General features: G+C 65.0%; 23 protein-coding genes. 8 read left to right on the forward strand and 15 right to left on the reverse strand.

Annotated elements, in window-relative coordinates; all coding sequences use genetic code 11:
• Window positions 1-72 precede the first annotated feature (72 nt).
• Window positions 73-1,458: an FAD-dependent oxidoreductase gene (locus tag CH249_RS18580; RefSeq protein WP_032397137.1), complete on the forward strand. Its 1,386-nt coding sequence runs from the start codon at window positions 73-75 to the stop codon at window positions 1,456-1,458.
• A gap of 67 nt (window positions 1,459-1,525) precedes the next feature.
• Here the strand turns inward: CH249_RS18580 and CH249_RS18585 are convergent, their stop codons facing one another.
• Complete coding sequence (locus CH249_RS18585) at window positions 1,526-2,395, reverse strand: SMP-30/gluconolactonase/LRE family protein (RefSeq protein ID WP_179273149.1); 870 nt, start codon at window positions 2,393-2,395, stop codon at window positions 1,526-1,528.
• A 55-nt stretch (window positions 2,396-2,450) separates the two neighbouring features.
• On the opposite strand from CH249_RS18585, the gene CH249_RS18590 reads away from it, so the two are divergent.
• Window positions 2,451-3,197, forward strand: a complete 747-nt coding sequence (locus CH249_RS18590) for an amidohydrolase (protein WP_032397393.1) — start codon at window positions 2,451-2,453, stop codon at window positions 3,195-3,197.
• Between the two features lie 13 nt (window positions 3,198-3,210).
• On the opposite strand, the gene CH249_RS18595 is transcribed toward CH249_RS18590, so the two are convergent.
• Together CH249_RS18595 and purT are read right to left on the reverse strand one after the other, a co-directional pair.
• The gene (locus tag CH249_RS18595) at window positions 3,211-3,693 is read right to left on the reverse strand and encodes a DUF456 domain-containing protein (protein WP_094614142.1); all 483 of its coding nucleotides are present in this window, start codon (window positions 3,691-3,693) and stop codon (window positions 3,211-3,213) included.
• A 24-nt stretch (window positions 3,694-3,717) separates the two neighbouring features.
• Window positions 3,718-4,914 (reverse strand): formate-dependent phosphoribosylglycinamide formyltransferase, encoded by a 1,197-nt coding sequence (gene purT, locus CH249_RS18600; RefSeq protein ID WP_094614141.1) that lies wholly within the window; start codon window positions 4,912-4,914, stop codon window positions 3,718-3,720.
• A 94-nt stretch (window positions 4,915-5,008) separates the two neighbouring features.
• Between purT and CH249_RS18605 the strand changes: the two genes are divergently transcribed.
• Window positions 5,009-6,085, forward strand: a complete 1,077-nt coding sequence (locus CH249_RS18605) for a CaiB/BaiF CoA-transferase family protein (RefSeq protein WP_094681960.1) — start codon at window positions 5,009-5,011, stop codon at window positions 6,083-6,085.
• Between the two features lie 85 nt (window positions 6,086-6,170).
• Here the strand turns inward: CH249_RS18605 and CH249_RS18610 are convergent, their stop codons facing one another.
• Window positions 6,171-7,652 (reverse strand): PLP-dependent aminotransferase family protein, encoded by a 1,482-nt coding sequence (locus tag CH249_RS18610; protein ID WP_094681961.1) that lies wholly within the window; start codon window positions 7,650-7,652, stop codon window positions 6,171-6,173.
• 91 nt (window positions 7,653-7,743) lie between these two features.
• On the opposite strand from CH249_RS18610, the gene CH249_RS18615 reads away from it, so the two are divergent.
• Window positions 7,744-8,268 carry a methylated-DNA--[protein]-cysteine S-methyltransferase gene (locus tag CH249_RS18615; RefSeq protein WP_094646777.1) on the forward strand — a complete coding sequence of 175 codons (525 nt, stop codon included), beginning with the start codon at window positions 7,744-7,746 and terminating at the stop codon, window positions 8,266-8,268.
• Between the two features lie 67 nt (window positions 8,269-8,335).
• On the opposite strand, the gene CH249_RS18620 is transcribed toward CH249_RS18615, so the two are convergent.
• The 8 genes from CH249_RS18620 to CH249_RS18655 form a co-directional block, all read right to left on the reverse strand.
• Window positions 8,336-8,776, reverse strand: a complete 441-nt coding sequence (locus CH249_RS18620; protein ID WP_032397143.1) for an LGFP repeat-containing protein — start codon at window positions 8,774-8,776, stop codon at window positions 8,336-8,338.
• An 88-nt stretch (window positions 8,777-8,864) separates the two neighbouring features.
• Window positions 8,865-10,544: a signal peptidase I gene (locus tag CH249_RS18625; RefSeq protein ID WP_094681962.1), complete on the reverse strand. Its 1,680-nt coding sequence runs from the start codon at window positions 10,542-10,544 to the stop codon at window positions 8,865-8,867.
• Between the two features lie 3 nt (window positions 10,545-10,547).
• A complete protein-coding gene (locus CH249_RS18630) occupies window positions 10,548-11,156 on the reverse strand; it encodes a SipW-dependent-type signal peptide-containing protein (RefSeq protein ID WP_094681963.1) in 609 nt (202 codons plus the stop codon).
• Window positions 11,156-11,668 (reverse strand): hypothetical protein, encoded by a 513-nt coding sequence (locus tag CH249_RS18635; RefSeq protein ID WP_094681964.1) that lies wholly within the window; start codon window positions 11,666-11,668, stop codon window positions 11,156-11,158. Before CH249_RS18635 ends, CH249_RS18630 begins: the two co-directional genes overlap by 1 nt.
• Window positions 11,665-12,264, reverse strand: a complete 600-nt coding sequence (locus tag CH249_RS18640) for a signal peptidase I (protein ID WP_094681965.1) — start codon at window positions 12,262-12,264, stop codon at window positions 11,665-11,667. The genes CH249_RS18635 and CH249_RS18640 overlap by 4 nt, the downstream gene beginning before the upstream one ends.
• On the reverse strand, window positions 12,261-12,821 hold the full coding sequence (locus tag CH249_RS18645) for a hypothetical protein (protein WP_094630968.1): 561 nt from the start codon (window positions 12,819-12,821) through the stop codon (window positions 12,261-12,263). The genes CH249_RS18640 and CH249_RS18645 overlap by 4 nt, the downstream gene beginning before the upstream one ends.
• A 9-nt stretch (window positions 12,822-12,830) precedes the next feature.
• Window positions 12,831-13,379 carry an alternate-type signal peptide domain-containing protein gene (locus CH249_RS18650; RefSeq protein WP_094630969.1) on the reverse strand — a complete coding sequence of 183 codons (549 nt, stop codon included), beginning with the start codon at window positions 13,377-13,379 and terminating at the stop codon, window positions 12,831-12,833.
• A 424-nt stretch (window positions 13,380-13,803) separates the two neighbouring features.
• The gene (locus CH249_RS18655; protein WP_032397149.1) at window positions 13,804-15,093 is read right to left on the reverse strand and encodes an adenylosuccinate synthase; all 1,290 of its coding nucleotides are present in this window, start codon (window positions 15,091-15,093) and stop codon (window positions 13,804-13,806) included.
• 202 nt (window positions 15,094-15,295) lie between these two features.
• Between CH249_RS18655 and CH249_RS18660 the strand changes: the two genes are divergently transcribed.
• The 3 genes from CH249_RS18660 (at window position 15,296) to CH249_RS18670 (ending at window position 17,317) form a co-directional block, all read left to right on the forward strand.
• A complete protein-coding gene (locus CH249_RS18660) occupies window positions 15,296-15,961 on the forward strand; it encodes a hypothetical protein (protein WP_032397150.1) in 666 nt (221 codons plus the stop codon).
• Window positions 15,958-16,731 (forward strand): site-2 protease family protein, encoded by a 774-nt coding sequence (locus CH249_RS18665; protein WP_045198668.1) that lies wholly within the window; start codon window positions 15,958-15,960, stop codon window positions 16,729-16,731. The genes CH249_RS18660 and CH249_RS18665 overlap by 4 nt, the downstream gene beginning before the upstream one ends.
• Before the next feature lie 118 nt (window positions 16,732-16,849).
• Entirely contained in the window at window positions 16,850-17,317 is a 468-nt protein-coding gene (locus CH249_RS18670) for a pyridoxamine 5'-phosphate oxidase family protein (protein ID WP_179273148.1), read from the forward strand.
• Here CH249_RS18670 and CH249_RS18675 read toward each other — a convergent pair.
• The 3 genes from CH249_RS18675 to CH249_RS18685 form a co-directional block, all read right to left on the reverse strand.
• Complete coding sequence (locus CH249_RS18675; RefSeq protein WP_032397152.1) at window positions 17,307-18,236, reverse strand: cation diffusion facilitator family transporter; 930 nt, start codon at window positions 18,234-18,236, stop codon at window positions 17,307-17,309. The genes CH249_RS18670 and CH249_RS18675 overlap by 11 nt on opposite strands.
• 78 nt (window positions 18,237-18,314) lie before the next feature.
• Entirely contained in the window at window positions 18,315-19,382 is a 1,068-nt protein-coding gene (locus CH249_RS18680; protein WP_094614127.1) for an aromatic acid exporter family protein, read from the reverse strand.
• Window positions 19,383-19,446: 64 nt separating this feature from the next.
• Window positions 19,447-19,863, reverse strand: a complete 417-nt coding sequence (locus CH249_RS18685; protein WP_032397398.1) for a DUF3151 domain-containing protein — start codon at window positions 19,861-19,863, stop codon at window positions 19,447-19,449.
• A gap of 149 nt (window positions 19,864-20,012) precedes the next feature.
• Here CH249_RS18685 and CH249_RS18690 point away from each other — a divergent pair, with 149 nt between their 5' ends.
• Window positions 20,013-20,801, forward strand: a complete 789-nt coding sequence (locus CH249_RS18690; protein ID WP_141214753.1) for a hypothetical protein — start codon at window positions 20,013-20,015, stop codon at window positions 20,799-20,801.
• Window positions 20,802-20,830: the final 29 nt, after the last annotated feature.

Here is a 20,830-nt window from a genome sequence, read left to right on the forward strand (position 1 = left end):
GCCCCAGCTCAGGTAGTCCTTAATTTATGCTGGGGTGTCCGCACTTCCCTCGAAGAAGGTAGCTCGCTGCACATGACCGATCAGACTCGTCCACTCCGCGTCGCCATCGTCGGTGCCGGACCGGCAGGCATCTACGCCGCCGACGCGCTCATGAAGTCCGACCACAATGTCAGCGGACCGGGCGTCAGCATCGACCTCTTCGAGCGCATGCCTGCGCCGTTCGGGCTGATCCGCTACGGCGTGGCCCCCGATCATCCGCGCATCAAGGGCATCATCACCGCCCTGCACAAGGTGCTCGACAAGCCGCAGGTTCGCCTCCTCGGCAACATCGACTACGGCACCGACATCACGTTGGACGACCTGCGCCGCTTCTACGACGCCGTCATCTTCTCCACCGGTGCCAACGCGGACCGCGCCCTCAACATCCCCGGCATCGACCTCGAGGGCAGCTACGGCGCCGCCGACTTCGTCTCCTGGTACGACGGCCACCCGGACGTGCCGCGCACCTGGCCGCTCGAGGCCGAGAAGGTCGCCGTCCTGGGTGTCGGAAACGTCGCTCTCGACGTCGCGCGCGTGCTCGCCAAGACCGGTGACGAACTGCTCCCCACCGAGATCCCCGCCAACGTCTACGAGGGCCTCAAGGCCAACAAGGCCGTCGAGGTGCACGTCTTCGGCCGCCGCGGACCGGCTCAGGCCAAGTTCACCCCGCTCGAGCTGCGCGAGCTCGACCATTCCCCCAACATCGAGGTCATCGTCTCTCCCGAGGACATCGACTACGACGAGGGCTCCGAGCAGGCCCGCCGCAGCTCCAAGCAGATCGACATGGTCGCCAACACCCTGCAGGACTGGGCCATCCGCGACGTCGGCAGCCGCCCGCACAAGCTGTTCCTGCACTTCTTCGAGTCTCCCCACGAGGTACTCGGCGAGGACGGCAAGGTCGTCGGTCTACGCACCGAGCGCACCGAGCTCGACGGCACCGGCAACGTCAAGGGCACCGGCAAGTACAACGACTGGGACGTTCAGGCCGTCTACCGCGCCGTCGGCTACCTCAGCCAGAACATCAGCCAGCTCCCGTTCGACGAGCAGGCAGGCACCATCCCCAACGAGGCCGGACGCGTCGTCGAGTCCCCGTCGTCCACCACGCCCGTTCCGGCCACGTACGTCACCGGCTGGATCAAGCGCGGACCCGTCGGCCTCATCGGCCACACCAAGGGCGACGCCAACGAGACCGTCGCGAACCTGCTCGAGGATGCGCCGAGCTTCGTCGGCGCAGTCGAACCGGATCTCGATGCCGTCACCTCGTTCCTCGAAGGCAAGCAGGTCCCCTTCACCACGTGGGACGGCTGGTACCGCCTCGACGCGCACGAGCGCTCACTCGGCGAGCCCGAGGGCCGCGAGCGCGTGAAGGTCGTCGAGCGTGAGGACATGCTGAAGGCATCCGAGCCCGACAAGGCCTGAGTGCCTGCGGCAGTGGTGTGGTTGTGTGCCCCAGGGAGCGCACAACCGCACCACTGCGCGAAGCGCACTACACGCGAACTGCCAACAACTTGCCCTCGGTCTCGATCTTGCGTTGATGCTCGTTGAAATCCGGTGCAGCGCAGACGAACAGCGTGCGGCCGTCGGATCCGCCGAGTCCGCAGGCGAAGACTCCGAGATCGAAATCGAGTTGCTCGAGAACCTCCCCGCCCTGCGCAACGTGCAGCACTCGCTGCCCCAGTGCGTCGGCGATCCACATCGTGCCGTCGGTGTCGATGCAGCATCCGTCGGCGGCCACTTTCACCTCCCCGATGGCCGTGGCCATGTCCGTCGACGACGGCAGTTCGCCGAACTTCGCCCAATCACGCCGCTCCCCCAGTGACCCGTCCTCGGCGATGTCGAAGGCACTGACCCGATTGCCGACCGTCTCGTCCACCAGCAGTTCGCCCGACGCGGTGAACGCCATTCCGTTGGGGAAGTACAGATCCGACGCCACGACGTGCGCGGAACCGTCCGGGTCGACGCGAATCAGGTCGGCCGTCTCGACGGGCGCGAAGTTCATCAGATCGAAGCCGAAATTCCCGATGTACGCGCGGCCGTGCGCGTCGACGAGCATGTCGTTCAAATTCGCCTGAACATACGTCGACAGATCGGCGTGCACGGTCAGCGAACCGTCGTGCTCACGCAGTAGCAACTTGTAGTCGCGCATCGACACGATCAGCAGCCGCCCGTCGGGCAACCATCCCAGGCCCGACGGCTGATTGGGCACCTCGGCTTCGACTCGTACGTCGGAGCCGTCCTCGAGGGCGGACACGACGCGATGGGAGTAGAAGTCCGATACCCAGATCCTCCCCTCGTGCCATCTCGGACATTCGAAGTAGGTGTATCCGTCGAGAACGACTGTGGTCTCCGGTTTCATGTTTCGAATTCAAACACCGCGGACGGCGGCCGCGACGCCGAATGCGCGAGCTGGCATGCTGGGGCCCGTGTTCGACGCCCACCTACACATCATCGACCCCGCGTTTCCGCTCATCGAGAACCACGGTTTCCTGCCCGATCCGTACACCGTCTCGAATTACCTCTACGACGTCGACGGGCTCGGTATCACCGGTGGCGCAGTGGTCTCGGGATCGTTCCAGGGCACCGACCAGACCTACCTGCTCGCGGCGTTGAAGACCCTGGGGCGTGGCTGGGTGGGCGTCACTCAGATCGATCCGGAGTGCTCCGACGAGGACATCGTCGCGCTGGACGACGCGGGTGTCCGCGGAATGCGGTTCAACCTCAAGCGCGGCGAGACGGACGTCCAGATGCTCACCACCCAGGCGCGGCGCGTGCACGAACTGGTGGGATGGCACGCCGAGCTGTACGTCGATGCGTCCCTGCTGCTCTCCCTCGAACCCATCCTCGCGAAGCTACCGGCCGTGAGCATCGACCATCTCGGCCTGTCGACGCAGGGACTGCCGTATCTGCTCGATCTCGTCGACCGCGGAGTACGTGTCAAGGCAACGGGATTCGGCCGGGTGGACCTCGACATCATCGACACTCTGCAGAAGATTCATCGCGTGAATCCGGCAGCGTTGATGTTCGGCACCGATCTGCCGGGCACCCGTGCCCCGCGTCCGTTCTCGGAGACCGACATCGACATCATTTCTCACGCTGTCGGCGGCGATCTCCCGGCGGTGCTCGACGGCAATGCCCGGGCCTGGTATCGGGTCTCTTGAATCAGCAGAGCCCTTAGACGAGTAGCGCTCCGCCGAGCCACACCGCAGAGGCGAGCAAGGCACCGAACAGCTCCACCAGGATGGACAGCCCGGCCGCTTTGGTGGCGTGCACGGTCGATCTCCATGCCTCGGAATGGTTTCGATGCCTGGGTACCTCGGCCACGTAGACGCCGGCGATGAAGCCGATGAACAGTCCGACGACGGGGATGACGAAGAATCCGACGATGCCGAGCAGTCCGCCGATCATCAGCGATCGCATCGGCACTCCGGCCTCCCGCATGCGCCGGCCCGGCCAGGTGTACTTCACGACGCCGCTCAGAACCAACAACACCGTCGCGATCGCGAACACCGTCCAGGCGGCTGCTCCGCCGGTGACCCACGCCCACACTGCGACGGCCACGAATATCAAGATGGTGCCCGGCAGAATCGGGACGACGATACCGACGAGGCCGACCAGAATCACCAGGCCGACCAGGACCTCACCGAGCGCGCTCATGGGCTCAGTGTGCCCTGTCCCGGGTCAGACGGTGGGGCGAACCTTGCCCGCTGCCTCGCGTGCCCTGCTCCGCGCAGTCTCGATGTCCGAGGCCGTCGACACCGCAACGCCCATCCGACGCCGGACGAAGCTGGTCGGCTTGCCGAACAGGCGAAGATCGGTCTCGGGAACAGCCAGCGCATCGGCGACGCCGTCGAAGTGAATACCGTCCGCGTCGACACCGCCGTAGATCACCGCCGACGCACCGGGTGAGAGCAGCGTGGTGTCGATCGGCAGACCCAGTACGGCGCGGGCATGCAGCTCGAACTCCGAGAACCGTTGCGTACGAAGCGTCACCAGGCCCGTATCGTGCGGCCGCGGACTGACCTCGGAGAAGTACACGTTGTCGCCCTGCACGAACAGTTCGACGCCGAACAACCCGCGCCCACCGAGCGCCGTCGTGATGCGCTCGGCAACGTCGCGCGCACCGGCCAGGGCCGCGTCGGACATCGGTTGTGGTTGCCAGGATTCGATGTAGTCGCCGGATTCCTGCAGGTGCCCGATCGGCTCGCAGAACCAAGTTCCGTCGCTCGCTCGAACGGTGAGAAGTGTTATCTCGTAATCGAAATCGACGAATCCCTCGACGATGACACGGCCGAGGTCGACGCGGCCACCCTTCAGGGCGTAGTCCCACGCAGCCTCGACATCATCCTCGCTGCGCACGACGGACTGCCCTTTGCCCGACGACGACATGACGGGCTTGATGACGGCGGGAAAACCAATGGTGGACAATGCATCTCGCACGTCGTCGAGCGAGTCGGCGAACGCGTACGGCGACGTCGGCAGCCCGAGCTCCTCGGCCGCGAGACGCCTGATGCCCTCACGGTTCATGGTCAACTGCGTCGCGCGAGCGGTCGGGATCACCACACTCCTGCCCCGCGCTTCGACCTCGGCCAGGGCATCGGTCGCAATGGCCTCGATCTCCGGCACCACGAAATCCGGCTGCTGCGAATCGATCAGCGCCAGTAGTTCTTCGGGGTTGCTCATGTCGATCGTGAACGCGTGATGGGCCACCTGATGACCAGGGGCGTTGTCGTAGCGATCGACGGCGATCACCTCTACGCCGAGGCGCTGGAACGCGATGATCACCTCTTTGCCCAGCTCACCCGAGCCGAGCAGCATCACCCGGGTGGCCCCGGGAGTGAGCGGAGTACCGATACGGACGGGATCTGGGGCAGTCACAGCCCTATTATCCACACCCCGATCGGTTGGACGACCTAGTACAAGTTAGTCTCCATTCACATTCGCAGGTGACGAGTCGGAACGAGGCAACAACGTGTCGAACACTGGTGGACCACTCGCAGGGCTTCGTGTAGTCGAACTCGCAGGCATCGGGCCCGGCCCACACGCCGCACTGCTGTTGGCCGACCTCGGCGCAGACGTCGTACGCGTCCAGCGCGCCGGGCAGATCTCTCCCCACGACCACCAGCTGCGCAGCCGCACCATCGTCGAGGCCAACCTCAAGGACCCCGCCGACATCGAGAAGGTGCTGGGGCTCGTCGAACGCGCCGACGTGCTGATCGAGGGGTTCCGCCCCGGCGTCACCGAACGCCTCGGCCTCGGACCCGACGATGCCCTGGCCCGCAACCCGCGCCTGGTCTACGGCCGCATGACCGGCTGGGGCCAGGAAGGCCCGTGGGCGCAGACCGCAGGCCACGACATCAACTACATCTCCGTCACCGGCGTACTGAACGCCATCGGCCGCGAGGGCGAGCGGCCCGTCCCGCCGCTGAACATGGTCGGCGACTTCGGCGGCGGCTCGATGTTCCTCGTCTTCGGCATCATGGCGGCGCTCTACGAGCGACAGAACTCCGGGCAGGGCCAGGTGGTCGACGCTGCCATGGTCGACGGCACCGCCGCACTCTCGCACATGATCTGGGCCTGGCGTGGCGTCGGAGCCTGGAGCGACGACCGCGGCACCAACCTGCTCGATACCGGCGCACCGTTCTACGACACCTACGAGACCTCCGACGGCCAGTACATGTCAGTCGGCTCGCTCGAGCCGCAGTTCTACGCCCAGCTGCTCACCGGCCTGGGCCTCGCCGACACGGATCTGCCATCGCAGATGGACAAGTCACGCTGGCCCGAACTGCGCGAGAAATTCACCTCGACGTTCCTGTCCAAGACCCGCGACGAGTGGGCCGCGATCTTCGACGGCACCGACGCCTGCGTATCGCCGGTCCTCACCTTCGCCGAGGCGCCGAACCATCCGCACATGAAGGACCGCGACTCCCTGATCGACATCGGCGGCGTCACCCAGCACCGCCCGGCACCGCGCTTCTCCCGCACCGAAAACGGAGTCCCGACGCCACCGCCCGCCGCAGCAACCGACATCGCGTCGGTTTGGGTCTGATCTGTTTGCGCCGAACTCGAAGTTGTGGACGCTTTTCGGCTGATTTCCGTCCATAACTTCGAGTTCGCGGTCAGAACATGGCCGGTCAGAACACCAGCGCCGGCTGCTCCGATTCGGCGCTGGGAGCGAGGGCACGATAAGCAGCAGCCGTGGCCATCACCGCGGCCCGAAGCTCCTGTGGCTCACGGGTGTACGGCAACCTGAGGTAGCGCTCGAATGCACCCTCGACGCCGAATCGTGGGCCTGCCGCGAGTATCGCGCCGAATGTGGGCGCGGTGGCGGCGAGCGCACTCGACACCGGTGCAGGCAGCTGCAACCACAGCGACATGCCGCCCTCGGAGCGGCGGTAACGCCAGTCCGGAAGATGTTCGGCCAGAGCCTCTTCGAGTACGTCCCGACGCTCGCGCAAGTGCGATCGACGGAGCTCGAGCGCGGGTTCGGCGTCCTGCAACAGGAACGAGGACGCCAATTGATCCATGATCGAGGTGCCGAGGTCGTGCGCTGCCCGCGAGCCCGCGAGCTGTGAGACGAGCGACGGATGCGCTCTGATCCATCCGATGCGCAGTCCGCCCCAGAACGACTTGGACGCCGAACCGATCGTGACGATGTCGGAACCCGAGACCCGCCCGAACGACGCGACCGGCGGCGGCGGCGGGGCGTCGAGCCACAAGTCCACCATGGTTTCGTCGACGACGAGCGTCATACGGGTGTCGCGGGTGATGCGTGCGAGTTCGGCCCGCCCCTCGGCACCGAGCACCTGCCCGGTTGGATTGTGGAAGTCCGGAATCAGGTACGCAACCTTGGCTGCCGTTTGCCGTGCGGCACTGCGTATCCCGTCGAGATCCCAGTCACCGTCCGCCGGACGTACCGGCACCGGTACGGGACGCGCACCCACTCGCCTGATGGCTTCGAGGGCGTTGGGATAGGTCGGGTGATCGATCAGCACCCGATCGCCGGGCGAGGTCAAGGTACCCAGCAGGAGCCGAACTGCTTGCTGCGCACCGGAAGTGACCATGATCTGGTCGGCCGTCGTCGGCAGGCCACGCTCGACGAAGCGTTGCGCGATGGCCTCCCGCAGCACCGCAAGACCGATGGGCTCCATGCCGTGCGTCGGAAGATAGGTCGGAAGTGCTTGCAGCGCAGACTCGTACGCCGCGGTCATGGTGCCGTCCGCTGCTGCCATCGCCGCGTGAGACATGTCCACGACCGGACCCGAAGGCGATGTCGACTGAATCAACATTCCGTTGGGGGTGGGCGCAGCGGGCAGAGCGACGGTACTGCGTGATCCCTGCTTACTGATCAGGTAGCCCTCGTCTCGCAGCACCGAGTACGAGGACGTGATGGTGGTACGACTGAGATCGAGAGCCGCGGACAGATCACGCTCACTGGGCAGACCGACGCCGAGCGGAATGCGACCGTCGTGAATCAGCAGTCGAACGCCATCGGCCAATGCGCGATACGTCGGACGCGACGCCTTGCGCCTCCCGGATCCGTCCGAGGACGCATCGCCCCGCCAGCTGCCGAGATCGCGGGCCAGTGACGTTGCATTGAGGACTCTCGAAGCCATGCACTCCAGTATTCGCTCACTGGCCTCCGACATTCAAGTCCATTGCGTATTCCACTGGACTGCCACACGAGGGCAGGTGGATACTGGACCGATGCCGAGCAGCACGCTCTTCGACACCTCCATCGGCCGTTGCGGAATCGCCTGGACCGACGACGGCGTGCTCGCCGTCGCCCTGCCCGAGCCGTTGGACGAGGCGATGCTGGACTATCTGAACCGCTTCGGCGCAGCAACAGGGCCTGTCGACACATTGGCGGCCGACGCGATCGCGCGAATCGTCGCCCTGCTCGATGGACGGACAGTCGACATGAGCCCGATTCCGCTGGTCCTCGACATCTCGGAGTTCGACGCCTCGGTCTACACCGTGTGCAGCAGCATTCCCCGGGGCGCGACACTCACCTACGGCGACATTGCCCGCCGACTCGGCCACCCAGGCGCCGCCCAGGCCGTAGGCGGCGCGTTGGGACGAAACCCCGTGCCGATCATCGTCCCGTGCCATCGGGTACTCGGCGCAGGCACGGAAGTCGGAGGCTTCTCGGCACCGGGTGGCGCGAACACCAAACAGAAAATACTCGGCATCGAAGGAGTCCCAGGATTCGACGAGCCGACATTGTTCTGAGCTGCTTCATCGACGAACAAAACCGCGAGACCGAAGAATACGATCGAAACGGGGAGCAGGAAAGGATTCAGGCAGAAATACCGAGTGCGTCGATGGGAGCGTCCACCGCCGACACCAATTCAGCTTCCGGGCCCGGAGTCACATCGGATTCCTCGTGCCGACCACCGATGGTGAATGCACCCACCTCCGGCAACCACCCGATAGCTCCGCGTTGAAAGAGGTTGTAGCGACCGGATCCGGTGGGTGTCGGACGCTCGTTACTGATCGGATAGCCAAGTGCGCCATAGGGTCCCCCGTGACCGAGGTACCAGTCGAGGATCGGACCGTGCACTTCGTGCGCGCCACCCTCGGGAAGCGCGAAGACGGTAGCGTGCGTGAATTCGAGCATTCCCCCACCCTCGGGGCCGAGCATGAATTCACCGGCCTGAGCGCCGATCCATGGATGTTCGTATGCGAAGCGATCGAATTGGTAGCTGAAAACTTCCAATCCGTTGTAATTCTCAGTCATCGCTCGACCTTCCGTCGATTTACCTGGGCGCAATTATCCACGCAGGCGAGCAGATGTGCAGTTCGATTCCGACATATATGTGACGGCACTAATTCAAGAGCGCGAGAATTTCCGCCGGAATTTGTTCCGTCGCCGTCGGATCGATCACCGTTCGCGACCACGAACCGCCGGTGCCGTCGAGACGAACGAGACGAACGGGACCGAGCAGCCACAGCTGATCCCCGGCCGACCAATTCACGCCGTAGCCGAATGCCTCACTGGACGTGGCGGGAGCGCTGTACTGGACTGCTCCGGCTGCGTCGACGATCTGCAGAGTCGGAGCGCCGTCGATGTCGACCACCCGGGCCGTCGATGCACCCGACGGCGAGGTCACCGGGGCGGACAGCGCCGCAGGTGCCGGCGGGGTCGTCGTTGTTGTTGTGGTGGTCGGCGGTGGGGCCACCGCCGCGGGTCCCCCGTCAGTGGTCGACGGGACAGTCGTGGACGGCGGGACAGTCGTGGACGGCGGAACCTCGACCGACGGCGTAGTCGTTCCGGGTACTGCGGTTGACTCCGGTGCCAGAGTGGTGGGGGTGGATGTCGTGGAGGACGGAGTAGTTGCCTCGGGAGCGATCGCCTGCGGGGCGCTGCGGGCTGCGGCAGCGGCAGCGGTGCCTCCGCACCGCGCACTTGCAGCCAATCCGAGAAGTAGGCCGTTGCTCATGGTCAAGTTCACGGTCGGGCTCGGCTGCGAGAACCTCGTACCCGATTTGGTTCGGATGGATGCGGTGTACACGCCGTCGAGTACAGGGGCCAGTGGCAGCGGCAGCAATTCCAGGAGGGCTCCGTTTTCCACTGCTTGAGTGATGACCACCCCGGTAGCAGCGGTCCCGGCTACCGCGAACTCACGGTCGTTCTCGCCTGCCTTCTTCAAGGTCAACTGGTACGTGTACTGCGACCCGCGTGATGGAAAACTGAGATTCACGAATCGAATCGCACCGACAAGACCCCGCTCGGCATTCGTACAAGTCAGCGACAGCGGCGCGGGGATCGGCAATGCTGTGGTGATGGTGCCGCTGAGGGCCGTTGCCGTGTCTTGCCTCGCAGCAAGGGTTGTCGGAGTGTTCGACGCAGTAATGCCCACTGCCGAGATGGCCGCCAGTGCGAGCACCACACCGAGGGTGGACGTCCCGCGTCCCTGGGCGCTGTGCCGTCCGCTGGGCGGTTCCTGCGGTCGATCGTCGTCGTCCGGCTGCGCAGAGGACTCCACAGGGGACCTACGAAATCCGAACGCGGTCATGAGAAGTACGCCGACGGCGATGCCACCGATGAACACTGCGACCGGGCCGCTGAGCCAGGTGACCGCGTAGCCGAGTTTCCCGACGCTGAAGAACACACGATCGGCCTCGGACACGACGTAGCTCTCGGCATCGGGCTCGGGGTTAGCGTCACCCTGAAGGAACAGTTGCACACTGTCGGTTCCGACTGCGCCGATCTCGACCACGCGGTGGGTGATTCCTGCTCCCGACGCGCTAGTGACCTTGACGACGTCGCCGACCTCTATGTCTGCGGCAGGGGTCGACTTGCTCAGTGCCAGCGCCCCGGTGTCGATGGCCGGGGCCATGGAGCCGGACCGAAAGACCAACGGGGTGATACCGAAGAACACGGCCGCGAGCGCGAACAGCACACAGACGAGCCCGGAGACAGCGCCGACGGTCAGTGCGATCTCGCGAAGCAGACGCCGGCCGGATGGCGCTCCGGTAGCCGAGGCTGCGTGGGTATCGGACATGATCTACGACGACGTCGCGGTGATGGTGTACGTGATGGTTCCGGTAGCAACGGGATTGGGCGGAGCCGTACCGGTCGGCATGGTCACGCTGATACACAGCTGATCACTGCCGTTGACGGGAAGCGAACGATTCAAGGCAGGGAATTGCTTCGAGGTTCCGAGGCCGGAGACCGTGCTGACGGCGGCACCTGTGCATGCACCCCCCGATGGAAGTCCGCTGTGCACCGAGGAATTGAGCACATTGCCCAGCGCAGTGTTACTGGCCAGCACGGAGATGGTGTAGGTGTTGGCGACGGATCCGGTCGCATTGCTCACCAACAGCCCGGCTGCGACGGTATCCCCGGGGAAGATCGCGGGATTGGCCAGAGTCGTCGAGAACGCGATCGGATTGTTGTCCACCGCGGGGTCACCGACTTTGATATCGAGCCTGCCGGTCGTGAAGGTGCCTGACGTCGCAGTCGCCGTATCCGACCATGCAGCAAGAGTTCCCACCGCGCCGAGGCCGAGGACGATGCCGATCGACATGAAGGCCCGAGCGCGCGCACTGATGAGCGCGACACCGACGCGACGGAGAACCGTATTCGGACCGACTGAGTCCTTGTGACGCGACATCAGGGCTGCGCCCCTTCCATATCCGTCCGCGCACCCGACGATTCCGGGCACTCGGCTTTGTTGCTGTTGTCCCACTGCACAACGAGATCGACTGCAGCAGAGGAGGACCAGGTGTCGTTTTTAGCTGCTTCGGCCATCGTGATCGTGGAGTCGATTCGCTTCTTCTGGCCGGCCTCGAGGTCGATCCACGCACACGATTCGGCCGACTCGCCGCCGCCGATCGACGCGCTCAGAGCTCGAAGGAACGCCGGGTTGTCACTGCCGAAGGTCAGCCAGAGACGCCCGTCTCGGTCGGTGTCGTTGAACACGTGGAACTGCGATGTACGCACGTCGCCGGGAACCCATCGAATGTCGCTGTCGTACAACGGGCTCGGAAAGTCGGTACTCCAGCGCTCGCCGTCATCGCTGTACTTGACCGTCTGCGCCGCTTGCGACGGACCGGCACCCATCAACAGAACGACCGCGATGCCGGCGAACGCTGCGGTGCAGGCGGCAAGACCGGGGTGCTTCATCGCGCCTGCTCTTTTCGGCTCCGGTAGCGATCGACACCGGCCCCGACGAACATCACCAGCGCATAGCCGAACAGACCGATCACGATGACCGCGACCGTGATCTTGCGCTGCTCACCGTTCAGCCAGTTGTTGACGTAGCCCATGTACGGCACCGAGTACCAGACCTTTCCGCGAATCTGCCCGATCTGCACCGGGTTCTCGTCGTCGGATCCGTTGTTGTCCCCGCGAGTGACATAGGTGGTGATACCTCGTCCGCTCTGCCGGGTCGCCACGATGCGGTGAGTCACCACTTCGGGCTCGCCCGAACGGATTTGGTAGGTGATCGGTGTGCCTACCTCGAGTTCGGCTGCGTCGGCGGGCTTGACCACCACCAGGCTTCCCGGTGGGTACGTCGGCTTCATCGAGCTGGTGAGAATCGTGTACGGCGTCGAACCGGTGACTTTCGGAATGACGACGGTCACCCCGAGGACGAACAACATCGCCGCCAGAAGCGTGTACGACGCGATCCGGCTCACCCACCACCAGAGACCGGTCCGGTTCTCCTCGGATACGTCCGTGACGGTTTCGATCACGTCCGTGTCGTGGTCGGCACTCATGTCTGGTCCGCCCGGAACGAGAACGTCACCGTCGACGACGCGCTCTGCGGCGGAGTGGCACCGACGGCGAGCCGAAAGCACCACACTTCGCGGGCGCCTGCGGCCAACAGTCTGGCCGCCGGTGGCACCGGAGCTTGCGCACCACTGGCGTTTCCGTTGTACAGCAGTGTCGTCGGTCCCGTCGGTGTACCTGTCGCCGGGCAATTCGTCTCGGCCGCAACAGTTGTCGCAGTCAGAACAAGGGGGACTATTCCGGTCGACGTGGTTCCTTGCAGTCGAAAGTTGAACGGTACGTTGCCGGAGTTCCGAATCGACAACGGTGCCTGCGAGAAACCGTTCGGTCCGAGACCGGTCGAACCGAGCGCAGCGAGAACGTAGTCGTTCACTTCTGCTCCGTTCGGGCCGACCTTGATGTCCAAGGTGCCGGAGTTGATGGTCCCGCCTTCGACGACCTCGTCGTCACGCCACAGCGCGCCCGTCGTCTGTGCTGATCCGAAGACCACCACCGCGACGGACGCGGCTGCGAGCGCCCAATAACGACCGTGCTTGTTCGTCACTGCAACAGATCAGGGACGGACCTGGTCGAGCGTCAGGGTGAAGTCGTTGAGGTCGACGCTCTCGTTCTGTGCGATGAGATCCGCAGTCGCTTCATCGAACGTAATGGTCACCTCGACGGAGATGGTCTGAGGCGATGTGGTCAGCGGTAGGTCCACGGCCGAACCGTTCGGAAGGGACGTTCCACCGTTGACCGACACCTCGGTGTCGAGAGCGGCAGCAAGGTCGGCGTCGCCGGCAACATTGGTGAAGTCCGCGGTGATCGAAGCGCGAAGATTGTCTCCTGCCCAATTGACGGTGTACTGGGTCGAGTACTCGAGAACGTCGCCCGGCACGATGAGGAAGCCGGACGGGTCGGCTCCGAGAGTCACGTTCGGAGTGACCGAGGTTTCGGTCCAGTTCGCGGTGCCGGCAACCGGAGCGAAATTGAGCTCACCGGAGTTGATCTCACCTCCGGTGACCGTTTCGGTGTCCTGCCAGAGCGCATAGGATCCCAAACCGCCGAGCAGCAGTACCGCTGCCGCCCCCGCGGCTATGGCACCCTTGGTTGCCTTGTTCATTCGTTGTCGCTTTCTTCGGTGGCCCTTGTTCGCTAGGCCGAGGGGAGGTGACCCGGTTGTGGGTCGGTCGGCCGGAATGTGGGCCTCCGCAACTTGTGCGATGTCCATTGTTTCGGCACGACCGTCTCACCCGTTACCCAAGTGAAGGTAAAAGTCCGAGGGAATGTTCGGCCGCCTGTTTCATACTTTTGGTTTACACAACTACATGGTGTGTAAAGCTACCCAAATTACGAAAACTGCTGCCCTGCAGCGGATTTCCCAGCAAGACCGCTCGAATACAGCGAACACAGTACTTTTTCGCGCTGTTTTCCTACTGAAGGCGCTGTTTCCTCGCATTGGTGAGAGCGACTCCCGACGGCATGTCCGGGCACGAAAAAGCCCCGAGGCCGTGGGGCCTCGGGGCTTGGAGTTTCGCGTGGCCTGATTACCGCAGAATGTCCCGCCGAACGATGGTTTCGTCGCGGCCCGGTCCGACTCCGATGCACGACATGTACGCGCCCGAGAGCTCCTCGAGACGCAGGACGTAGTTCTGCGCGTTGATCGGCAGTTCCTCGAACGTACGGGCACCGGAGATGTCTTCCCACCAACCGGGCATCTCTTCGTAGATCGGCTTCGCATGATGGAAACCGGTCTGCGTCATCGGCATCTCGTCGTGGCGGACGCCGTCGACGTCGTACGCGACACAGATGGGCACCGTGTCCAGACTCGAGAGCACGTCGAGCTTGGTCAGGAAGTAGTCGGTGATGCCGTTGACGCGGGTGGCGTACCGCGCGATGACGGCGTCGAACCAGCCCGTGCGTCGTGCCCGCCCGGTGGTGACGCCAACCTCGCCGCCCTGCTTGGCCAGGTATTCACCGTGATTGTCGAACAGCTCCGTCGGGAACGGGCCCGAGCCGACACGCGTCGTGTAGGCCTTCAGGATGCCGAGGACGGTCCCGATCTTGTTGGGGCCGATGCCGGAACCGACCGATGCGCCGCCCGCCGTCGGGTTGGAGGACGTGACGTACGGGTACGTGCCGTGATCGACGTCGAGCAGAGTGCCCTGCGATCCCTCGAGCAGAATCGTCTCGCCGCGCTCGAGAGCCAGGTTCAGCTGCAGCCTGGTGTCGGTGATGCGGTGCTTGAAGCCCTCGGCCTGCTCGAGCACCTCGTCGACGACCTGCTGCGAGTCCAGCGCCCGCCGGTTGTAGATCTTCGAGAGCACCTGGTTCTTGAATTCCAGTGCAGCCTCGACCTTTTGGGTCAGGATCTTCTCATCGAGCACATCGGCTGCCCGGACGCCGACGCGAGCGAGCTTGTCCTGGTAGCACGGCCCGATGCCGCGGCCGGTGGTTCCGATCTTCTTGGCTCCGAGGAAGCGTTCGGTCACCTTGTCGATGGCCACGTGGTACGGCATGATCAGGTGCGCATCTGCGCTGAGCAGCAGGTTCGTGGTGTCGACGTCACGCTTTTCCAGGCCGTCGAGTTCGGTGAGCAGCACACCCGGGTCGACGACGACGCCGTTGCCGATGACGTTCTTCACGCCGGCTGTGAGGATTCCCGACGGGATCAGGTGCAGCGCGAACTTGTCGCCGTTCGGGAGAACCACGGTGTGGCCGGCGTTGTTGCCGCCCTGGTAGCGAACGACCCACTGGAGTCGTTCGCCGAAAAGGTCGGTGGCTTTGCCTTTGCCCTCGTCGCCCCACTGGGCGCCGATCAGGACTATCGCCGGCATGTGCTCTCCTACGTTGCTTTCGTGCGAGGACGTGCTGCAGATATTGCTCGATCGAACGCAGCCGTCACCAATTGCCGCAGGCGCGACAGTGGCCGGGGGAACAGTCTAGCCGAGGCGGTGAGCTGGCCCGCATGCCGCTACGGTGGAGCCGAAACGAGGGCACTATGGTCGTTCGAGGGTTCACCGATGATCTAGGAGCGCCGTGACACCGTTCGTTCTGCACTGCGGAAACCCGCCGTTGCCGATCACGCTGACCGACGTCCCATTGCGCAACGCCGATGCCGTGCCTACCGACGACGACTGCAACGCACTGTTCGCCGACATCGAATCGGCCCCCGCTCCGCGCATCATCGTGTTGGGCGACGACGCCTCGCTGGCCGCCGTCCTGACCAGGTTGATGCGCACCGAACGCCTCCACATCGAGGTCGCGTTCGTGCCCGATACCGCGACCAACGCCGCCCACATCTACAAGCTCGGCACCGGATCGCGCGCGGCCAAGGTGGCACTGACCGGCACGGCGTCGAGCACGCCCCTCATCCGCGACGACGCGGGCAAGGCCGTTGTCGGGCGGGCTCTGCTCGGCGGCGGTGGCGGCGCGGACCTCGAAGGCGAGGCGTACGTCGACGACACTCGGTTGTTCTCCGGAGTCGTTCCCGGCGTCGAGGTGGCACCGACCCCGGAGCTACCGGGCCTTCGTGCGCGGGTGATCAGCCGTCGACGACTGCTGCCGCGCCGCTGGGTGAGCGGACGCGCGATGCAGCTCGGCTCCCCCGCCGCAGACCTGATGCGCGACGGCATTGCCGGCGACAGAACAGTCAAGCGGTCGACGTTCTACCGTCACCACGAAGAGTGGTTGCTGGTCCGATGACCGTTCCGGTGCGCCGCAGTCCCGTTCTGCCGAGCCCGGTGTTCGTGGCCGTTCTCGCCGTTGCAGGAGTGGGCGGCGCGCTGGCGTGGACGGCGGAGGACGTCACCTCTCTCACCGCCCGACTCGGGGTGTTCGTGCTGGTGCTCGCCGGGTGGATCGCCTCGGTGTGCCTGCACGAATTCGGGCACGCGTACACCGCATTTCGGGCCGGCGACCGCGAAGTCGAACTCCGCGGCTATCTGACGCTCAACCCGCTCAAGTACACCCACCCGTTGCTCTCGATCGTGCTGCCGGTGCTGTTCATCGCGATCGGCGGAATCGGGCTTCCGGGCGGCGCCGTGTACCTGCGAACCGACCGATTCTCGGCGTCGACTCAGCGGCGCATCGCTCTCGCCGGACCGTTCGCCAACGCCGTTGTCGCCGTGGTCCTTCTGATCGTCATTCGGATGTTCGGCACCGACGGCACCCATCAGGCCTTCTGGTACGGGCTCAGCTTCCTGGCGTTCCTGCAGATCATGGCCACGATCCTGAACCTGATTCCGGTGCCCGGACTCGACGGATACGCCGCACTCGAACCCTCGCTCTCACCCGCCACCCGCGCCTCGCTGAACCAGTTCAAGGGTTACGGAATCCTCGTTCTCGTCGCGTTGCTGTTCGTGCCCGCGGTCAATTCCGCCTTCTTCGGGGCGATCTACACCCTGTTCGGGCTGTCCGGTGTTCCCGAGTTCTTCGCAGGCAACGGAAACTACCTGATGCGATTCTGGCTGTGACCCGAGCGCCGGGAAGGACTGCACGACACCGACCGTGACCGACGGGATTTCCGTCGCTTTCGAGAAGTTGTGTGCAGCAATCCCCGATTCGGTCGGTGGCGGGTCGCATAATTCCCCCATGACGACGTGGAACGACTTCTCGACAGCCGCCCCGAACCTGGCCTCGGCAGTGCAGGCCAGGTTCACCGCCCACAAACACCACGTACTCGCCACACTTCGGGCGGACGGCTCACCGCGCGTGAGCGGCACCGAGGTCGAGTTCGCCGACAGCGGTGTGCTGCGCCTCGGTTCGATGCTGGGGGCAGTCAAAGCACGAGATCTGCAGCGCGACGGACGGTTCGCGCTGCACAGCAATCCGGGTCACCATTCGATGGAGGGCGGGGACGCGAAGATCGGCGGCCGTGCCGTCGAGATCACCGATCCTGCTGTGCTGCAACCGATATTCGACGCCACACCGGGTGAACTGGTGCCGTACCACGTGTTCGACCTCGACATCACCGAGGTCGTCCTGACGTCACTGGTGAACGATCACATGCAGATCGACGTGTGGCGTCCCGGCTCCGAGGTGCACACCGTCACCAGGTGAGCTCTTCCTTGCAGGTCCTGCCGTGCGCGGTGGGTTCGACCTGGACCGTGGCGTGGTCGAGACCGTAGGCGGACAGCAACGACCGGGCGCGATCGAGCACCATCGACGACGACCCCTCGCACTCGAGATGCACTGTTGCCACGTCCATTCCGGTCGTCAGCGTCCACACGTGCAGGTCGTGAACCCCCGTCACGCCCGGTAGCGCGCTCAGGTCGCCGGTCAATGCGTCGACGTCGACGTGCCCCGGACTGGCCTGGGTGAGAATGCGCAGTGCCGAGCCGGCGAGCTTGATCGCGCGCGGGATCACCCACAGGGAGATCAGGACACCGACGACGATGTCTGCCCAGGTCCACCCGAACACGACCATCAGCACGCCGGCGACGAGCACCCCGACGCTGCCGACCGCATCGGCCAGGACCTCCATGTACGCACCGCGGACGGCCAGGGAATCCTTGGCGTCGCCGCGAATGAGCAGCATGACGACGATATTGGCCGCGAGACCGGCTGTCGCAGTGAGAATCAACGGAACACCGGGGATTTCGGGAGCGTCGCCGATGCGCGAGATCGCCTCGTACATGATGAACGCCGCAACACCGAGCAGCAGAACGGCATTGGCGATGGCGGTCAACACTTCCGCCCGATGCCAGCCGAAAGTCCTTGCCGCTGCGGCACTTCCCTTGCGGGCGAGCACGAGTGCGATCAAGCCCATCGTCATGCCGAGCACATCGGTGAGCATGTGGCCCGCATCGGCGAGCAGGCCGAGCGAGCCGATCGCCACGGCGACGGTCGCCTCGACGACGAGAAACACCACCAGGATCGCGAGGGCGACGATCATCTTGCGAACGCGGGACCTGGGTGGCCCCGCACCCGCAGGCGTGTGTCCGCCCACGCCGTGGCTGTGCCCGTGACCCGCGCCCATGACTCCCCCTCGTGACTGCATCGACTTCCGGGAGTCACCATATGCGTACATACGCATATATGCAATGGTGTCCTCGGGTCACAACTCCGGCGGGACGTGCGGGTGCTTCACCGTCGGCGGAAGCGTCGCCAACGCAGAAATACGTTTGAGCCCGGCGACCTGCAGCAGGTCGACGATGATCGAGCGCAACTGTGCCAGGACCACCGTTGCCGACAGACCGGCGTTCGAGATCAACTCCGGTTTGGCACCGGCCGCAACCGACCGCAACACTCGTGCCGCCTCTGCCGCATCCGGCTTCTGACCCGGATCGGCAAGGATCATCTGCCGCAGGACCTCCACCGCATGCGCCAATTTCTCCACTTCGTCGACGACGCGCGGATCGAGGATCTCGTCGTCGCGCACCAGCGTCAGCGACCGTCGCGCGAGCACCCGAATGTTGCGGACGGCGTTGTCGATGGGATCGGCCGTCGCCGCCAGCGACGCCAGACGGTTGCGGTGATTCCAGTACATCGGCGAGATTCGCGCGATCTCCCGGCCGCCCTTGAGATCGGTTCGCAGAGCATCGATACCCGACTGCGTCGCACGCGCCTTACGTAGCGCCTCCTCGATCGGCTTGGGATCGTTCGCCACCAAGCCGTCGGCCACCTTCTGCAACACACTCGCAGCCGTGGCCAACACACTCGCCGCATCCTTGCGGGCCCGCCACACCGGGTGCGTCGGGATCAACGCCACGATCGCGATGCCCACCAGACCACCGACCAACGCGTCGACCATGCGGTTGGGGCCACCCATGTTGCCGGGCGGGATGAGCGTCGCCACCAGCACCGCGGACGATCCGGCCTGCATCGCGATGATCGGCCCGCCGTCGAGGAACACCGCTGCCGACATCGCCAGCACCACGACCAGAGCGATCTGCCACGGCCCGCTACCGATCAGCGAGATGAGCAGATCCCCGATGCCGATGCCCACCGTCACTCCGACGACGAGCTCGGCCGATCGGCGCAGGCGAGCACCGAGCGAGACGCCGAGCGAGACGACAGCGGCGATGGGTGCGAAGAACGGGCTCTCGTGACCGACGATGTCCGTCGCCACGAACCACGCCACTCCCGCAGCCAACGCGCACTGAATGATCGGCAGCAACGACAACTTCAGCCGAGCACTGCCCGACTTCAGCCGGGTTCGACCCCGCGCCCGGCTGGCGCGAGCCCGATCAGCCCAGGCCGAGCGCTTCTGCTGCCTTGGGGTCACAGTCTTCGAGGAGGTCGAGGCAGCGGGCGTACTCGTCGTGCTCGTTGATGTCGCGGGCCGCTTTGGCGAGGACTGCGACGCATCGGAGGAATCCTCGGTTGGGCTCATGGCTGTACGGGACCGGCCCGAATCCCTTCCATCCATTACGACGCAACTGGTCAAGACCTCGGTGGTAGCCGGTACGAGCGTAGGCGTACGCCGTGATGGTGGCTCCCGACTCGAGCGCCGCCTCGGCCAGGTAGGCCCACGCGATGGACGCCGTCGGATGCGCCGCCGCGACGGTCTCGGGTGCCTCGTGGTTCAGCAGCGCGGATTCGGCCTCGTCGTCGCCGGGCAACAGTGTGGGTTGGGGTCCGAGCAGATCACCGAAAGAAGTCATGGCGCTCATTGTGCCCCTACGTCACCGAATCGTGTCCGAACACCCCCGGTGGCGCTCGCGCCGAGCGCCCGACACGGTCGATAGGCTGCCAGCTGACGAAATCGAGAACACGTGAGTTCTCGCAGGATTCGGTGAACGAGGGAGAACGCATGCCGGACGAGAAGAAGAAGGCACCCTCCGAGGCCGACGCAGCCACCGAGAAGATCGATCTCCGCAAGAAGAAGGTCGACGAGCCGGCCGACGCAGCCACCGAGAAGATCGCCACTGCTCCGGCCGAGGAACCGGCCGCAGCGGAATCGAAGCCCGTCGCAAAGCCGACCGCGGCCCCGCGTCGTATCCCGCCCCGAAACCCGTCCGAGAATCGGACCAAAGATGTTGCGGTTGAGAAGAAATCACCCGCCACCGTGCCACAACCAGTCGGGCCGAGAAGGATCGAACCGCAGAAACCAGGGTCGAAGCAGGTCGGTCCCCAGCGCATCGGACCCGACCCGACGGAACCCGGCACACCGAGTCACAAGAAGTGGTGGGCGGCGCTGGTGGCCGCAGTTGTCGTGATCGGGGCAGTGGCCGCCGGTGCATACCTGCTGATCGACCGCCCGAGCGTCGACGACTCCCCGGAGGCCCGGATCAGGACGACCGTCGAGTCGTTCACCAGAGCCTTGGCCGTCGGCGACCTCGCCACACTGCGCAGCACCTCGTGCGGTGACCTGGCGACGTTCTACCGAGACATCCCCGACGCGGAATTCGCCGACGTCCATCGCGTCTCGCTCGCGCAGGGCAACATCCCCACCGTCGACAGCATCGACGCCATCCAGGTCGGTGACGACGACACCGCGATCGCTCAGGTGATCGCGCACACCGACGCGAACCCGAACGATCGCTCCCCGCGCACCTTCGACCTGCGCCTCGACGGCGACCAGTGGAAGGTGTGCAACTGACCGACGTGAGCGGCGGAGCCTGCGGGTCG

The sequence above is a fragment of the Rhodococcus sp. 05-2255-3B1 genome (assembly GCF_002258545.1).
GTDB lineage: Bacteria > Actinomycetota > Actinomycetes > Mycobacteriales > Mycobacteriaceae > Rhodococcoides.